The 15,784-nt window shown below is 47.1% G+C and carries 12 protein-coding genes; 10 read left to right on the plus strand and 2 right to left on the minus strand.

The features are described from left to right. Positions 1 to 66: 66 nt before the first annotated feature. Positions 67 to 615 carry an STM3941 family protein gene (locus tag AAKU61_RS05440; RefSeq protein WP_354330312.1) on the plus strand — a complete coding sequence of 183 codons (549 nt, stop codon included), beginning with the start codon at positions 67 to 69 and terminating at the stop codon, positions 613 to 615. 620 nt (positions 616 to 1,235) lie between these two features. Here the strand turns inward: AAKU61_RS05440 and ilvD are convergent. Beyond that, positions 1,236 to 3,098: a dihydroxy-acid dehydratase gene (gene ilvD, locus AAKU61_RS05445; RefSeq protein ID WP_354330314.1), complete on the minus strand. Its 1,863-nt coding sequence runs from the start codon at positions 3,096 to 3,098 to the stop codon at positions 1,236 to 1,238. Positions 3,099 to 3,366: 268 nt separating this feature from the next. On the opposite strand from ilvD, the gene AAKU61_RS05450 reads away from it, so the two are divergent. From AAKU61_RS05450 to AAKU61_RS05465, 4 genes are all read left to right on the plus strand, one after another. Then, a complete protein-coding gene (locus AAKU61_RS05450) occupies positions 3,367 to 3,783 on the plus strand; it encodes a thiol-disulfide oxidoreductase DCC family protein (RefSeq protein ID WP_354330316.1) in 417 nt (138 codons plus the stop codon). A 1-nt stretch (position 3,784) separates the two neighbouring features. Further along, positions 3,785 to 4,183 (plus strand): DUF2237 family protein, encoded by a 399-nt coding sequence (locus tag AAKU61_RS05455; RefSeq protein ID WP_354330318.1) that lies wholly within the window; start codon positions 3,785 to 3,787, stop codon positions 4,181 to 4,183. Positions 4,184 to 4,264: 81 nt separating this feature from the next. After that, the gene (locus AAKU61_RS05460; protein WP_354330320.1) at positions 4,265 to 5,167 is read left to right on the plus strand and encodes a 5'-nucleotidase; all 903 of its coding nucleotides are present in this window, start codon (positions 4,265 to 4,267) and stop codon (positions 5,165 to 5,167) included. Between the two features lie 669 nt (positions 5,168 to 5,836). Beyond that, on the plus strand, positions 5,837 to 7,414 hold the full coding sequence (locus AAKU61_RS05465; protein ID WP_354330322.1) for a methyl-accepting chemotaxis protein: 1,578 nt from the start codon (positions 5,837 to 5,839) through the stop codon (positions 7,412 to 7,414). A gap of 275 nt (positions 7,415 to 7,689) precedes the next feature. On the opposite strand, the gene AAKU61_RS05470 is transcribed toward AAKU61_RS05465, so the two are convergent. Then, a complete protein-coding gene (locus AAKU61_RS05470) occupies positions 7,690 to 10,002 on the minus strand; it encodes an NADP-dependent malic enzyme (protein ID WP_354330324.1) in 2,313 nt (770 codons plus the stop codon). A gap of 455 nt (positions 10,003 to 10,457) precedes the next feature. Here AAKU61_RS05470 and AAKU61_RS05475 point away from each other — a divergent pair, with 455 nt between their 5' ends. From AAKU61_RS05475 to AAKU61_RS05495, 5 genes are all read left to right on the plus strand, one after another. Next, a complete protein-coding gene (locus tag AAKU61_RS05475; protein ID WP_322119472.1) occupies positions 10,458 to 10,937 on the plus strand; it encodes a rubrerythrin family protein in 480 nt (159 codons plus the stop codon). A 99-nt stretch (positions 10,938 to 11,036) separates the two neighbouring features. Then, complete coding sequence (locus AAKU61_RS05480) at positions 11,037 to 11,201, plus strand: rubredoxin (protein WP_354330326.1); 165 nt, start codon at positions 11,037 to 11,039, stop codon at positions 11,199 to 11,201. A gap of 1 nt (position 11,202) precedes the next feature. Continuing rightward, entirely contained in the window at positions 11,203 to 12,405 is a 1,203-nt protein-coding gene (locus tag AAKU61_RS05485) for an FAD-dependent oxidoreductase (protein ID WP_354330328.1), read from the plus strand. 760 nt (positions 12,406 to 13,165) lie between these two features. After that, positions 13,166 to 13,573 carry a VOC family protein gene (locus AAKU61_RS05490; protein WP_354330330.1) on the plus strand — a complete coding sequence of 136 codons (408 nt, stop codon included), beginning with the start codon at positions 13,166 to 13,168 and terminating at the stop codon, positions 13,571 to 13,573. Positions 13,574 to 13,692: 119 nt separating this feature from the next. Continuing rightward, complete coding sequence (locus AAKU61_RS05495) at positions 13,693 to 15,570, plus strand: DUF885 domain-containing protein (RefSeq protein ID WP_354330331.1); 1,878 nt, start codon at positions 13,693 to 13,695, stop codon at positions 15,568 to 15,570. Positions 15,571 to 15,784: the final 214 nt, after the last annotated feature.

Below are 15,784 nucleotides of genomic sequence, written 5' to 3' on the forward strand. Positions count from 1 at the left end.
GTTTCTGTAAATTCATTGATCGGTGCGCGCGCCTTTCAATCCAGCGTTATGACTACTAGGAGCCACATGAGTAACACTGATGAAAAAATAATAGAACTTAGTAAGACCAAAATGCTTCTGCTAATTGCATGTGCGTGCGCGTTTGTGGTCGGTGGTCTGTGGATGGTCCAATTAGATTCAGCCGAAATTGAATTTCATCGGCGCTTCAATAGTCCCATACTTGTTCATTTAATTGGAGTGATATCGATTGCGTTCTTTGGTCTTTGTGGATTGTTCGGAGTCAAAAAAATCTTCGACAAAAAGCCCGGGCTTATTTTGAGTGCTGCCGGAATATTCGATAATTCAAGCGGTGTTTCAGCGGGACTCATTCCATGGTCAGAGATCGTAGGATTTGACATATTTGAGGTGCAAAAGCAAAAAACGCTTATCGTCAAAATAACCAACCCAGAGCGGTATATTGAGGTAGGTGGTCCCTTGCAACGGACGCTCAACAGGATGAACTTCAAGTTGTGCGGTAGCCCCATCGCAATTACATCGAACTCATTAACAATCGGATTCGACGAGCTGCTCGATGTCTGCAATTTGTATTTTAAAAAATATGGAAAAAATGCATAACTTGACTCTCGACAGGGAGTCGCGAATCAGATTTTATTTTCATACGTGACGGCGACTCCGTCAGCGCTGCGTTAAAGCCGCACATTTTCGAGCGGCAACCGCTTCCTTTCAGTCACAACAAGATGTAGGTTCGACGATCGCTACTGAGCAGAATGTGCCGAGACCAGAAAATCAGCTCAAACTTCCGTCACGATCAAAGGTGATTAAGTCTTGCCTTTCAAGAGTTCACCCGACGGTGACAAGCAAAGAATTACAATCCACGCACCAAACGAAAAGCCGCGCTGTAGTCCAGTGAAACTGAATAGGTAATGCCATCCTTGCGCAAGCTTGAAAGATTTTGTGATTTTCGCGATTTTCATCAAATATAAGATAACGAGTGCGGCCAATGATGTAATGGCGGCCACAAACCACCATTTTCCTTCACACTTTGATTTCATCATTCGTTGAAGTCAGACGTGGCACGCAGGACATGAGTAGCTAATGCAAACACAATCTTATGCCTTAGACTTCTCGTTGCGTTCGCCGAGAAAAAACTCGATTCAATAAGACAGTCGTTCTCAGTTCAAACCATAACCAATACTGATTATTTACAGACAACGACCGTTGCGTTCCTCAAAAATCTATTTCTTCAATTGCGACAAATCACGCACAGCGCCGCGATCTGCTGAGGTCGTGAGTGCTGCATAAGCTTGTAATGCTTGCGAGACATAGCGATCACGATTGACTGGCAACCATGCTGCATCGCCTTTGGCTTCCATCGCGGCGCGACGTGCGGCCAATGTCGCATCGCTGATGCGTAAATTGATGCTGCGCTGTGGAATATCGATGTCGATCATATCGCCCTCTTCCACCAAACCTATCGCACCACCTTCTGCTGCTTCTGGCGAGGCGTGGCCGATTACCAGACCTGAGGAGCCGCCGGAAAAACGTCCGTCGGTAAACAAGGCGCAGACCTTGCCCAGACCTTTTGATTTGATGTACGACGTCGGGTACAGCATCTCTTGCATGCCTGGGCCGCCTTTTGGACCCTCGTAACGGATGATGACGACATCTCCTTCATGCACGGTGTCGCCCGTGATGGCGTCCACTGCCGCGTCCTGGCTCTCAAACACGCGCGCTTTGCCGCTGAACTTGAGGATACTTTCATCCACGCCTGCGGTCTTTACGATACAACCTTTTTCAGCCAGATTGCCGTACAAAACAGCGAGGCCGCCATCTTGCGAATACGCATGGGCTTTATCGCGAATACAGCCTGTGCTGCGATCCATATCTACCGATGCAAAGCGTTCAGATTGCGAGAAAGCTGTTTGTGTCGGCACGCCACCGGGAGCCGCACGGAACAACTGGTGCACCGCCGGATCTTGAGTACAAATGATGTCGTTATTGGCAATCGCGTCGCCCATGGTTTTGCTGTGGATGGTCGGCAAGCTGGTATCGAGCAAACCGCCACGCGCCAGTTCACCGAGGATACTGATAATGCCACCGGCACGATGCACATCTTCGATATGGTACTTATCCGTCATCGGTGCGACTTTGCACAGACACGGAACTTTGCGTGAGATACGGTCGATGTCTGCCATACTAAATTCAACACCGGCCTCATGTGCAGCAGCCAGCAAATGCAATACTGTATTAGTCGAACCACCCATCGATACATCGAGTGCCATCGCGTTTTCAAACGCGGCTTTGGTAGCGATATTGCGTGGCAGTACAGAAGCGTCATCTTGCTCGTAATAGCGTTTGGCAATATCGACAATCAGACGACCTGCACGCAAGAATAATTCTTTGCGATCAGAGTGGGTGGCGAGGATCGTGCCATTACCAGGCAAAGCCAAACCCAAGGCCTCAGTCAGACAGTTCATCGAATTGGCGGTGAACATGCCGGAGCAAGAACCACAGGTTGGACAAGCAGAACGCTCAATCTCAGCCACATCGGCATCACTCACGCTACTGTCGCCCGCTTTGATCATGGCATCGACCAGATCAAGCTTGATGATTTTTTGTGTCCCGTTAACGACTTTGATCACCTTACCGGCTTCCATCGGGCCACCGGAGACAAACACCACCGGAATATTGACCCGCATCGCCGCCATCAACATACCGGGTGTGATTTTGTCGCAATTGGAAATACAGACCATTGCATCGGCGCAATGCGCGTTCACCATGTACTCGACAGAATCCGCGATCAGATCACGCGATGGCAGCGAATACAGCATCCCGCCGTGGCCCATTGCGATACCATCGTCCACTGCAATCGTGTTGAATTCTTTAGCCACGCCACCCGCCGCCTCGATCTCACGCGCGACCAGTTGGCCCAGGTCTTTTAAATGCACATGACCCGGCACAAACTGCGTGAAAGAATTCACCACGGCGATGATAGGTTTATCGAAATCGCCGTCCTTCATGCCAGTAGCGCGCCACAGTGCGCGGGCGCCAGCCATGTTGCGGCCATGAGTTGTGGTACGTGAACGATATTGCGGCATGATGTATCTCCAAAAAATAATATGCCTAGCGTGCGCTTTGCCTATCTTTATGTCAAATAGGGGTTTTAGGCGATATTAAGTCGAATCAGATATCAATTAGGCTGGAAAATCTAATTTCAAAACACTAGATCCAAAAAAATGGTTATGTAATGTCAGCCAAAATAGTATCTGATCAGCACTAACTCTACGAACTAAATCCGCAAATAACCTCAATACCAGTCTTGCGCTATGCTGTTCCCTTCCAAAGTAATCGCAACAGGAATTCGACGTGCAAACACTGACTATTTTTTATGATGGCGCATGCCCTTTATGCCTTGCGGAGATTGTGCTGCTACGGTCTAAAAATCAACGCGACTTGCTCCGGTTTGTCGATATCGCTGATCAGCATTATCAGTCTGATCGCTACCAGATTAGTTGCGAGCAAGCGATGGAGCAGATACATGGGCGGCTGGAAGGCGATGGCAAAGACACTGTGACACTCATCGGTGTGGACGTATTTGAGGCAGCCTACCAACGTACGGACTTAAAACTACTGGCATGGATTTACACACGCTCCTGGTTGCGCCATATACTCGTTCTCTCTTATCGTTTTTTTGCAAAATACCGTCATACCATCTCTCGTTTATTCGGGCCGGCAATGTTATCGTGGGCAAAAAAACGCACCCAAACGAAAGTAACTGACTGATATGGCAAACTCCACTTCTTCCACCGTACCCGCTTTAAATGTCTTCGGACAACCGCTAGTCCCCTGCTCGTTTGATCCGCTAACGGGTTTTTTCCGCGATGGCTGTTGCAAGACCAATCAGGAAGATGTCGGCACACATATTGTCTGTGCTGTGATGACGGCAACGTTTTTAGCGTTTAGTAAAAGTCGTGGAAATGATTTAAGTACGCCGCGGTTGGAATGGAATTTCCCTGGCTTGCAACCGGGTGATCAATGGTGCCTATGTGCCAACCGCTGGCTAGAAGCACTGGCAGAGGGCGTTGCGCCCCTGGTCGTTTTAGAGAGTACCAATATCAACATGCTTAAGTTAGTTGAGTTAGAGGTACTGGAGCAGTTTGATAGTCGTATCGGGCTGGACTAATTGTCGCCGGGTAGATGAATTTTTCTTAATTTATCTTCAGTTTTTTTAATTTCAATTCTCTATTATCCAACTCAACACAACATGGCTTTTTCTCTCGACAACTTGTTAGTCATTGGCATCTCATCCCGCGCGCTGTTTGATCTGGAAACGGAAGAGACGATTTTTCAAAACGAAGGATTGGCGGTTTATTGCCAGCACCAGCTCGCGCATGAAAACACCATCCTCAAGCCCGGTGCTGGTTTTGCACTGGTCAAAGCGCTGCTGCATTTAAACACCCTTACGCCTGATCATCGCTTGGTCGAAGTCGTCATCATGTCGCGCAATTCCTCAGAAACCTCATTGCGGATTTTTAACTCGATCAAACATTATGGTTTGGATATTTCGCGTGCGGCTCTGGTCGGCGGCGCATCCTTATCGCCGTACTTGCAGGCATTTAATCTCAGCTTGTTTTTGTCCCTGCATGAGGATGATGTGCAGGCAGCGATTAATTCTGGGGTTGCCGCAGCATTGCTGTACCGGATGCCGGATAACCCGCAACAAGAGCTGGAGCAAATCCGCATTGCCTTCGATGGCGATGCCGTGATTTTCTCGGACGAATCTGAACGGATTTTTCAGGAACAAGGCATCGAAGCGTTTGAACAACACGAGCGCGACAATGCCAGTAAACCCTTACCAGAAGGTCCGTTTGCCCGCTTGCTGGTCGCCCTCTCTTACTTGCAAAACAATTTTAAAAGTCCCGATGGCAGAGCCTTCCCCTTGCGCACAGCACTGGTAACAGCACGCTCATCACCGGCCCACGAACGCGTCATCCGCACCCTGCGCGCCTGGAACATCGCCATTGACGAAACCTTCTTCATGGGCGGGGTGCATAAATCAGCGGTACTCGCCGCATTTAAACCGCATATGTTTTTTGATGATCAACCGGGACATTGCGAACGTGCCTCCAGCGTCGTTGCGACCGGGCGCGTGCCGATCAAACAATAAGTCAGCGTTTTAAGAGCTACGTCATTACTGAAATAAGATTTAAGCAAAACTGCCATAACAGCCTTGCCGCGTCTTGCCGGGACAATTTTGCGTTCATACTGCACAAGGGAAACCACACATACTCCCCACTTATTTCTTTAAAATCTACTTATTTCCCAATTAATATATGGACGATAATTTTATACATAGAGGGAGTATAAATAAAATAAGAGATAAACCCGTGCATATTGAGTCAGGTCAGATATCTAATTCAATCTCAACAATTCGAGCGGTGGAGCAACCATTGCGCCAGGCTTTACAAACTGTTGCTAAAGCCAGTGCAGCAATAAACTTTATCTTTCAAAAGTTGGGCGCCGTGTCTATACACCGCGTGTTTATTTAAAAACTCGCAATACGACCAGCACATGTCAAACGTTGCGCTGACGCTACAAATATTGACGAAACAAAAATTGCTTTCAACGACTTGTTAGGCATAAGATTATTCTGCAATTACAACAACCTTAATCTCAATGTCTGTGATCTTGATCATGATTAAGGATATTTCTGCATTCACTGTGAGCGTCAGAAACGAGACAACAGCATCGTATGCCTGCTCCATTTGGCATTCGTTCTCCGTTACTTCAATTCGCTATCCAACGTCGTTACTCCACTATCTTGATAGGAAAAGAAATGAATTTTTTCACTAACATGAAAATCGGTCAACGCCTTGCTCTGGGTTTTGCCTTGATCTTACTATCAATGGTCGCATTGTTAGGTGTCAGCATATGGCAGTTATCGAAGGTAGCAACGACAACAGAAGATATTTTAAAAACGCCATTGATGAAGGAGCGCTTAGTCTCAGACTGGTACCGTGTAATTCAGTCTGGGGTCCGGCGTACGACCGCTGTCGCAAAAAGTTCTGACGCCAGTTTAAGCACCTTTTTTGCCAGTGATTCTGTCGCCTCCAGCAAACAATCCTCGGAACTGCAAAAAACGATCGAAGGTTTGCTGACCACAGATGAGGAGCGCAAACTATTCGAGCAGCTAGGAACAACAAGAAAAGCCTATATCGTTGCCAGAGATGCGATTTCAAAAGCAAAACTGGATGGCAATGTGGACGAGGTGAATAAAATTTTCGATACGACTTATTCGGCATCGGCAAAAGGCTATCTCGATCAACTACAGCAATTACTCGATCTGCAACGTGCGACGATTAATCAAATGTCAGCAAGTATACAGAAGACAAATGAGCAAAGCCGAACCTTATTAATCGTTTTTGGCTTTGTATTGTTTGGGCTGGGATGGCTACTGGCATGGCGTCTTGCAGTCAGCATTACACAGCCATTAAAACAAGCGGTAAAGATAGCAGAGACCATTGCCTCAGGAGATTTGACCTCGCATATTGACGGAGAAGCGAGTGACGAGACAGGTCAATTACTCAGGGCCTTGCAAGCGATGAACGATAATTTACTCAAAATTGTGAGCCAGGTCAGAGCAGGTACCGAGACCATCGCCGAGGCCTCCGCTGAAATTGCTACCGGTAATTTAGACTTATCCAATCGCACAGAACAACAAGCAGGTTCGCTTGAAGAAACCGCATCCGCTATTGAGGAACTAACAGCGACCGTGCGGCACAATGCTGAAAGTGCCCGCCAGGCTAACCAGCTCGCCGTATCGGCATCCGATATCGCTACGCAAGGCGGTATAGTTGTAGATCAGGTAGTTGAGCGTATGGGGTCTATTAATGAATCATCTAAAAAGATCGTCGACATTATCAGCGTCATCGATAGTATCGCTTTTCAAACTAATATTCTGGCGCTGAACGCAGCGGTTGAAGCCGCCCGTGCCGGTGAACAAGGTAGAGGCTTTGCCGTCGTTGCATCCGAGGTACGCAATCTGGCACAAAGGAGTGCTGGCGCAGCAAAAGAGATCAAAACACTGATCGATGACTCGGTAGAAAAAATTGATAATGGCAGCAAACTGGTGGAAAAAGCTGGTGCGACGATGGTCGAGATTGTGGCCAGCGTCAAACGGGTTGTCACTATCGTCGGAGAAATCACCTTGGCCGGTAAAGAACAGAGCTCAGGTATTGAGCAAGTCAACAATGCGATTACCCAAATGGACGAGGCAACCCAGCAAAATGCCGCCTTAGTAGAGCAAGCTGCTGCCGCCGCACAATCATTACAGGATCAGGCAGAGAGCTTGGCCGGCGTCGTCAGACAATTTAAATTGAGCGACCATCATCAACTGGCGCTGCTAGGTCACTAAAGCGAGTCTGCATTGACGAATGCCGTTGGTCGATTGCGAAGAAATTGAGATTACATTTAATATACTCCCCAATCAATCTACTAAACTATACTCGATTGTGCATATATTCTCTGGACAATTTAAATATACTCCATTACAGTATATTTAATCAACGACCATAAAAATCTGAGGAATACAAATAAAAACGGATCTCGCTATCATCGAGATCCGTTTTTTATCTGCTGTCAGGTATCTGCGAAATATGCCCCTACCAGCTCCCAACTGAGGCGCTATGATCAACGCTGCGCTACCGCATCCACCACACACAAGGCTGTCATATTCACGATACGGCGTACCGTCGCTGATGGCGTCAGAATATGGACTGGCCTAGCGCAACCCAACAAAATAGGACCGATCGCAATGTTGTTACCAGCGGTAGTTTTGAGCAAGTTATAAGAAATATTGGCTGCATCAATATTTGGCATCACCAGCAAATTAGCATCACCACGGAGGGTCGTATTTGGCATCATTTTTTTACGATAGGTTGAGTCCAGCGCGGTATCGCCATGCATCTCGCCATCGATTTCCAGATCAGGGGCATCACGCTGAATGATCGCTAATGCAGCCCGCATTTTTTGTGCGGACTCGCTATTGCTAGAACCAAAATTAGAATGCGATAACAGAGCGGCTTTTGGTAATAATCCAAAACGACGCATTTCTTCTGCCGCCAGAATAGTGATCTCTGCGATTTGCTCTGCGGTTGGATTTTCATTCACATGCGTATCCACCAAAACCACCTGACGGTCTGGCAAAATCAGGCAGTTCATCGCCGCATTTACTTTGACGCCTTCCCGTTTGCCTAATACCTCGTTGATGTATTTCAGATGTAAATTAGTGGTGCCAAATGTGCCGCAAATCATGCCATCGGCATCGCCCTTATGGATCATCATCGCGCCGATCAAGCTGTGGCGACGACGCATTTCTAACTTGGCATATTGCTCGGTCACGCCTTTGCGACAAGTAATCTCATGATACGACTGCCAGTAGTCGCGGTAACGTGGATCAAATTCAGGATTGATGACTTCAAAATCGACACCGGCTTTTAAACGCAGACCAAATTTTTCGATGCGCTGATCCAGGATATTCGGGCGACCGACCAAAATCGGCTTAGCGAGTTTTTCATCCACAATCACTTGCACCGCGCGCAGTACACGCTCTTCTTCGCCTTCGGCATAGACAATACGTTTGCGCTCGTCCAGTGCTTTTTTCGCCACCTGGAATAGCGGCTTCATAAAGGTACCGCTGTGATACACAAACTGCTGCAACTTGTCGGCATAAGCCTGCATGTCTTTGATCGGACGCGCTGCCACGCCGGACTCTTCTGCCGCCTTGGCAACCGCAGGTGCGATCTTGATCATCAAGCGCGGGTCAAACGGTTTAGGGATCAGATACTCTGGGCCAAACGATAAATTGCTGATGCCGTAAGCGGAAGCGACGACGTCAGATTGCTCTGCCTGCGCCAGCTCTGCAATCGCATGAACGACCGCGATTTCCATCTCACGCGTAATCGTCGTTGCGCCGCAATCTAAGGCACCGCGGAAGATGTATGGGAAGCACAATACATTGTTAACTTGATTGGGGAAATCAGAACGCCCAGTTGCCATAATGGCGTCATCACGGACGGCTTTCACTTCCTCAGGCAAAATCTCTGGCGTCGGATTTGCCAGAGCAAAAATCAGCGGTCTGTCCGCCAATGCTTTGACCATGTCTTGCTTGAGTACACCAGCAGCAGACAAACCGAGGAAAATATCTGCGCCAGGAATCACTTCTTTCAAACTGCGGGCGCTGGTTTCTTGCGCGAAGCGTTCTTTGTCCGGGTCCATCAATTCGGCACGGCCTTTATAGACGACGCCAGCCAGATCCGTGACAAAAATATTTTCTAACGGGAAGCCAAGATCAACGATCAGATCCAGACAAGCCAGTGCTGCAGCACCTGCGCCAGAAACGACTAGTTTGCAGTTTTTGATATCTTTACCGACGACTTTCAGGCCATTTAAAATCGCGGCGCCGACGATGATCGCGGTGCCATGCTGATCATCATGGAAGACCGGAATCTTCATGCGGTCACGCAGTTTACGCTCGATGTAAAAACATTCCGGCGCTTTGATATCTTCTAGATTAATACCGCCGAAGGTCGGCTCCAGCGAGGCGATGATATCGACTAATTTGTCAGGATCAAGCTCATTGATTTCGATATCGAAGACATCAATACCGGCAAATTTTTTGAACAGAACGCCCTTACCTTCCATCACTGGCTTGGATGCCAGCGGGCCAATATTGCCTAAACCCAAGACGGCAGTACCGTTTGTGATCACGCCAACCAGATTACCGCGGGCCGTGTATTTAAAGGCATTGGCTGGGTCAGCGACGATTTCTTCACAGGGCGAGGCGACACCTGGAGAGTAGGCCAACGCCAGATCGCGCTGATTTGTCAATTGTTTAGTGGGAGTAACGCTGATTTTGCCCGGGGTTGGAAACTCATGGTATTCCAGCGCAGCCTGGCGCAATTGTTGACGCATTAGTTCTTTTTGATCTACTGACGAATCCATGCTTTGTTGCCTCTCTTATTGTTTATTTACTGCAATCTGTCGGTTGGTCTGTGATTTTAGCAGAGGGAATACTCTAACTTTATACGTATTTGTACGACTCTCATGACTTTTACGCATAACTTAATACGTTTTTTTATGCTGAGCTAGTAAAAATCTAGGGAAGTCAGTTGAATTTCAAGCTGGATTTAAAGCTAGGCTCAATCCTGGATTTCATTCAAATCATAGCTAAAATAAAAGTAAACCCAAAACACTATAGCAATTAACTATCAAATAGAAAGGAACAATCAATTTCCCAAATTGATTAATATTTTCTATCATTCGTTTCAGATTGATAGCAATCAAAAGCAAACCAGCCTTGATCGCAGAAATATCCAAATAGACATCGGAAGAAACAGCCGAAGCAACATCCATCGCAGTTTAAATTCGTAGTATCGATTTTCATCCAGGAGAGCCAAATGAGTAATGTAGCCAACCCATCAGTCACAATCCAAAACCTCGAAGCCGCATTTGCAGGCGAGTCGATGGCCCATATTAAATATCGCTATTTCGCTAAACTAGCACGCGCTGCTGGTGCAGAAGATATCGCGCTTGCATTTGAAACCACTGCAGAGCAAGAGATCATGCACGCATTTGGTCACCTTGATTTGCTGTACCCTAAAGACCAATTGACGCCAGAAAAATCATTAGAAATCGCCATCGAAGGCGAAACCTATGAATATACTGAGATGTATCCAAAATTCCGCCACTTAGCGATAGAAGAAGGCAATCACGCTGCCGTTGCGGAATACGACGAACAAATCGCTGAATCCAAAGTCCACGCAGAACAATTCAAGCGGACTTTAGAGATTGCGGCAAAACGTTTCGCCGCATTGGCTAAGGTAGAGGAACGCCATGCCAATCACTATCGCGCCGTATTAGCAGCAGCCCAAGCTTAATTTTATTGTCGCCATATTGATCTATATAGTGATCTATGTAGTGATCTATATATTGCTCTATAACGTCATCTATTTACCTTTTTAAGAATCGAGAATTGTATGAAAACATATCAATGCGTTGTTTGCGGTTTTATCTATGATGAGTCAGTAGGCATGCCAGAAGATGGCATCGCTGCCGGCACCCGTTGGGACGACATCCCAGCCGACTGGGAATGCCCGGATTGTGGCGTCGCCAAAGCTGACTTCGACATGGTAGCGATCTAAGATGAATCCTATCGTCATCATCGGTACCGGCTTAGCTGGCTACAGCGTGGCTCGTGAATTCCGCAAGCTGGACAAAACAACGCCTCTGCTAATCATCACAGCCGATGATGGCGGTTTTTATTCCAAACCTATGCTGTCCAACGCGTTTGCGCAAAACAAGCAAGCTAGAGATTTGATCAGCCAGAGTGCGGAACAAATGGCGGCGCAAGTCAGCGCCACTTTGCTGACTAAAATGACGGTCGATCATATCGATACAGCAGCAAAAACAGTTGTCACCAAAGCTGGTAAATTTGAGTACAGTCAGCTCGTCATCGCATTAGGTGCTCAGGCAATCCGCTTGCCGATTGCGGGCAATGCCGTCCACCAAGTGCTGTCGGTCAACAACATTACTGACTACACCGCATTGCGGGACAAAATGACCAGCAAAGGCGAGAAAGCCAGCGTCGTGATTTTGGGTGCAGGTTTAATCGGCTGTGAATTTGCAGATGATTTGGCCAGTGCGGGGCATGCCGTCACTCTGGTTGACCCCAATGTGTTGCCGTTAGCAGCACTAGCACCGCAAGCAATTTCAGAAGGTTTACAAACGGCATTGCTGCAACGCGGTATCCGTTTAGAACTAGGGACTACCGCCAGTAGCGTGGATGCCTTAGTAACTAATATGGAGGAGAGCGATGCCTTGCAAGTTAGTCTGGCAAATGGCAAGCAAATTCAGGCAGATATTGTCTTATCCGCAGTCGGACTACGCCCGGACTTGCGTCTGGCAACCGCCTCCAATATCAACACCGATCGCGGGATTTTGATTGATGTGTACGGATTGACCAGCGCTGACAAAGTGTTTGCACTAGGCGATTGTGCTCAGTACAGCGTGGGCAACGGGGTACAGCAAGTATTGCCATATATTGCACCGATCATGACAGCTGCCCGTGCGATTGCCCGCAGCCTGACCGGTGAGTTGACCAGCATCGACCTGAAACCAGCGCCAGTGATCGTCAAAACTCCGAGCTATCCCGTTGCACTAATTCCACCTGCACCGCATGCAGTTGCAAATGGACGCTGGGAAACCGAGCAAGAAGAGGCTACGACGATTAGCCGTTTCTACGATTCCGGCAACCGACTCTCTGGCTTCGGCGTTGCGCCGCAAGACAATAAGCTGAGAACGCGTTTGCTGGCAGAACTGGCTGCTGTGACTGCGCCTGCGGTATAAAGTGTTTGATTGAGTATTTAATTGTCTGTTTAGCTTAAAGCGAAAGACTGAGGCGACAAAGGATCATCCCTTTAAGAGTCACCTCGTAAAAAATCCCCGATACGTCGGGGATTTTTTTGGTCGATACACTTGTTTTATGCAAGTCTCAAAGTATCTTCATTCAACCTAGAAAGGGCAGTTGGACGAGTCTGAGTGTGCATTTTTTCGGTTTCCCAGCAAGGCGAGACGAGGCGCAAGCTTCACCTTGCAACGAGGAGCAACGCCGCTGGGGAGCCGAAAAAATGCACAATCAGATTCGTAGCGTTCTCACCAAAACGGTGATGGTGAAAACACTGACATGATTCAATTGAATCAACTACTTAATTACACTGATGAGCGGTCAACTGCCGTTTCTAGGTTCAATATACTCCCCTTTATTTTTATCAAAAATAGCTTATAGACCAGCAATCTTATGGACGATTAAAATATACCTATCCCCAGTATAATTTAAAGATTAAATACTCTTCACACTTATTGTCCGCAGTTATTACAAAAAATTTCAGAAGCTACACTGTTAATGTCGAAGATTATTGCCAAACATCTACGTCGCATATCGATTTATTAGCCTCCACTTTTGCCACCGTTTTTGCAACGGCGTTGGCTAACAAGGAACTTACTTTCAAATAGCTACTCCTAGCTGCGCCTGATGTATGATTCAAAGACGCTGCATTTGCATCGCAGCCATCCGAAAAAAACCAGAATCCATCGCAAGGGGACCATCATGCAAGTCAATACTTACCTGAGTTTTAACGGCAATTGTGAAGCCGCTTTCCAATTTTATGAACAGCATTTGGGCGGCAAAATAGGGATGATCCATCGCTTTGGAGAATCGCCGATGGCAAATCAATGTCCGCCGTCAGCAGCCCAGCTGATCATGCATATGCGGATGGAATTGAATGGCCAAACCTTGATGGGTTCGGATTGGGTATCGGACCAGGCTTATGAGGGGATCAAAGGCTTTCATTTATCAATCAACGTCGATGACGAAAGTGAAGCTGAACGTCTGTTTGCGGCGCTATCGATCGATGCACAAAAAATCATCATGCCTTTAGATAAAACATTTTGGGCTTCGCGCTTTGGTATGCTGATAGACCAGTTTAGCGTACCTTGGATGGTCAACTGCGAATAAGTATTTTGTAGCGACGGACACCACTGCGCCACTGTATAGTCTATTTTCCTCCGCTATTTTTTAGCTGTTTTTATTTAAGCTTTCTTCTTATTTTTATTTCCTTTGTTAGGATGAATTACATGCGTAAGTTTGCTTCTCTGCCTGGTTTTTCTAATGTTGCTGGTCTTTATCTTTCTCTTGGCGTCCTTAGTATTTTCTTGAGTACCTCGTTATTGATGAGTCCCGATGCCTTTGCCGATCAAGTAGCGGCACAAGTAACGACAAACTTAACGACGGCGACTAGTCCAATAGCTAATAAAGCAGGGAAGCAACTTAATACTCTTGCAGAAAATTACTACAATCAGGCAGCAGGTTTTGAGCCCTTGTCAGCAACCTTCAATGGCGATAACCGTTTTGATGATCAATTGCCGATGACGCTGGTGCCAGCCGTCAGAGTCCGTCAATTAGCGATGGTGAAAAAAGTAGCGCAAGAGTTGGCACGCATACCTCGCGCTGCGCTCAGCGCGGCAGATCAGGTGACTTATGATTGTCTCGATTACGAAGTGCAATCACTGTTAGCGATGGCAGGTTTTAATGATCGCTTAATGCCGATCAATCAGATGGACAGCATCCCTGTGACACTGGCTAATTTTGCGGGTGGACAAAGCTCGCAACCGCTACAAACGCCAGCCCAATATGAGCTCTTTTTGAAGCGTGTTTCTCATTTGCCGGCATGGGTAGATCAGGCGATCTTGAATATGCGTGAAGGGATAAAAAAAGGCATCGTCTTACCGCGTACGCTGGTCGTTTCTACCCTACCCCAATTAAAAGTGCTGGTCACAGAGTCAGCAGAAAACCATCCTTACTACGCACCGGTTAAAAATTTCCCCACCAGTTTTAGTGATGCGGATAAAACACGGCTGACGGCGGCGTATCGCACCATGATTACGCAGAAAATTTTGCCGTCGCTGAGCAAGCTCAATACTTTCATGCAAACGGATTACCTTGCTGCCAGCCGCAGCAGTTCTGGACTGGGCGTTTTGCCGAATGGCGCCAAATGGTATCAGGCCTTGGTACGTGACCAGACCACCACTAATCTCGATCCGGAAACGATTCATGCGATCGGTTTGAAAGAAGTCGCCAGAATTCAAAATGAATTTGTTTTACTGGGACCAAAACTCGGTTATAGCGGCGATCCAAAAGGTTTGCCAGGATGGATTGCGACGCAAAACGAATATCGCCCGTTTAAAACCGAGGCAGATGTATTAGCGGGATACCGCCGTATTGATGCCGTGATCAGAACCAAGCTGCCACAGTTGTTTGGGCGAATCCCAAAAGCGCCGCTAGATATTCGCCCTGAACCAGAGATCAGTCGTTTGACCGCATCCGATCATTACTCAGCGCCTGCAATTGATGGTTCGCGCCCAGGTGTTTTTTGGGCTGTGATTAATGATCCTAAAGAATATCCAATCACAGAAATGACCACCTTGTTTTTACATGAGGGTCAGCCTGGACACCATTTCCACCTAGCGTTGATGCAAGAATTGGATATTCCTAAATTCCGCAAATTTGGCGGCAATAACGCCTACACTGAGGGTTGGGCGCTGTATGCCGAAACCTTGGGTAAAGAGATGGGCTTATATGAAGACCCAAATGCCTATCTGGGACATTTGACCGATGAGTTGTTACGGGCATCACGTTTAGTCGTCGATACAGGCTTGCATGCAAAAGGTTGGACACGGGAAGAAACAATTAAATACCTTCAGGCAACATTGGGGTATGATGAGGCATCAGCATTAAATGCTACTGAACGATATATGGCATGGCCGGGTCAGGCGCTTGGCTATAAAATTGGTTCACTTAAAATAATGGAACTTAGGCAACGCGCTATGAGTAAGCTGGGGACAAAATTTAATTTACTTAGTTTTCATGATGCCATTTTGAGTGACGGCACCTTGCCATTGGCTTTATTAGAAGCGAAGATGGATAGATGGATCGCGGAGCAACAAAAGATATAGAATAATTTACAATATTCGTGATAACTTATAGCCGATGACGACAATGTGTATGTTGCACAGCAGCTTGTTGGCTATGAGTTTGCATATTTGCTAATTTTAAAATTAAAGCTCTTGTGCTAAGGCTCTAGTAACACTACTGTCGTATTGAATCAGAATTGGAATCAGGTCCGGCACTGCCGGTGTGTATTTATACCAATGCCAATATGAAATCTGC

The organism is Undibacterium sp. GrIS 1.2, from assembly GCF_040544435.1.
Classification (GTDB): domain Bacteria; phylum Pseudomonadota; class Gammaproteobacteria; order Burkholderiales; family Burkholderiaceae_D; genus Undibacterium.

Bases quoted from the DNA above. Each gene is read 5' to 3' on its own strand.
- AAKU61_RS05460 (WP_354330320.1), top strand. From the start codon at position 4,265: ATGGCTTTTTCTCTCGACAACTTGTTAGTCATTGGCATCTCATCCCGC.
- AAKU61_RS05440 (WP_354330312.1), top strand. From the start codon at position 67: ATGAGTAACACTGATGAAAAAATAATAGAACTTAGTAAGACCAAAATG.
- AAKU61_RS05490 (WP_354330330.1), top strand. From the start codon at position 13,166: ATGCAAGTCAATACTTACCTGAGTTTTAACGGCAATTGTGAAGCCGCT.
- ilvD (WP_354330314.1), bottom strand. From the start codon at position 3,098: ATGCCGCAATATCGTTCACGTACCACAACTCATGGCCGCAACATGGCT.
- AAKU61_RS05465 (WP_354330322.1), top strand. From the start codon at position 5,837: ATGAATTTTTTCACTAACATGAAAATCGGTCAACGCCTTGCTCTGGGT.
- AAKU61_RS05480 (WP_354330326.1), top strand. From the start codon at position 11,037: ATGAAAACATATCAATGCGTTGTTTGCGGTTTTATCTATGATGAGTCA.
- AAKU61_RS05495 (WP_354330331.1), top strand. From the start codon at position 13,693: ATGCGTAAGTTTGCTTCTCTGCCTGGTTTTTCTAATGTTGCTGGTCTT.
- AAKU61_RS05485 (WP_354330328.1), top strand. From the start codon at position 11,203: ATGAATCCTATCGTCATCATCGGTACCGGCTTAGCTGGCTACAGCGTG.
- AAKU61_RS05455 (WP_354330318.1), top strand. From the start codon at position 3,785: ATGGCAAACTCCACTTCTTCCACCGTACCCGCTTTAAATGTCTTCGGA.
- AAKU61_RS05475 (WP_322119472.1), top strand. From the start codon at position 10,458: ATGAGTAATGTAGCCAACCCATCAGTCACAATCCAAAACCTCGAAGCC.
- AAKU61_RS05470 (WP_354330324.1), bottom strand. From the start codon at position 10,002: ATGGATTCGTCAGTAGATCAAAAAGAACTAATGCGTCAACAATTGCGC.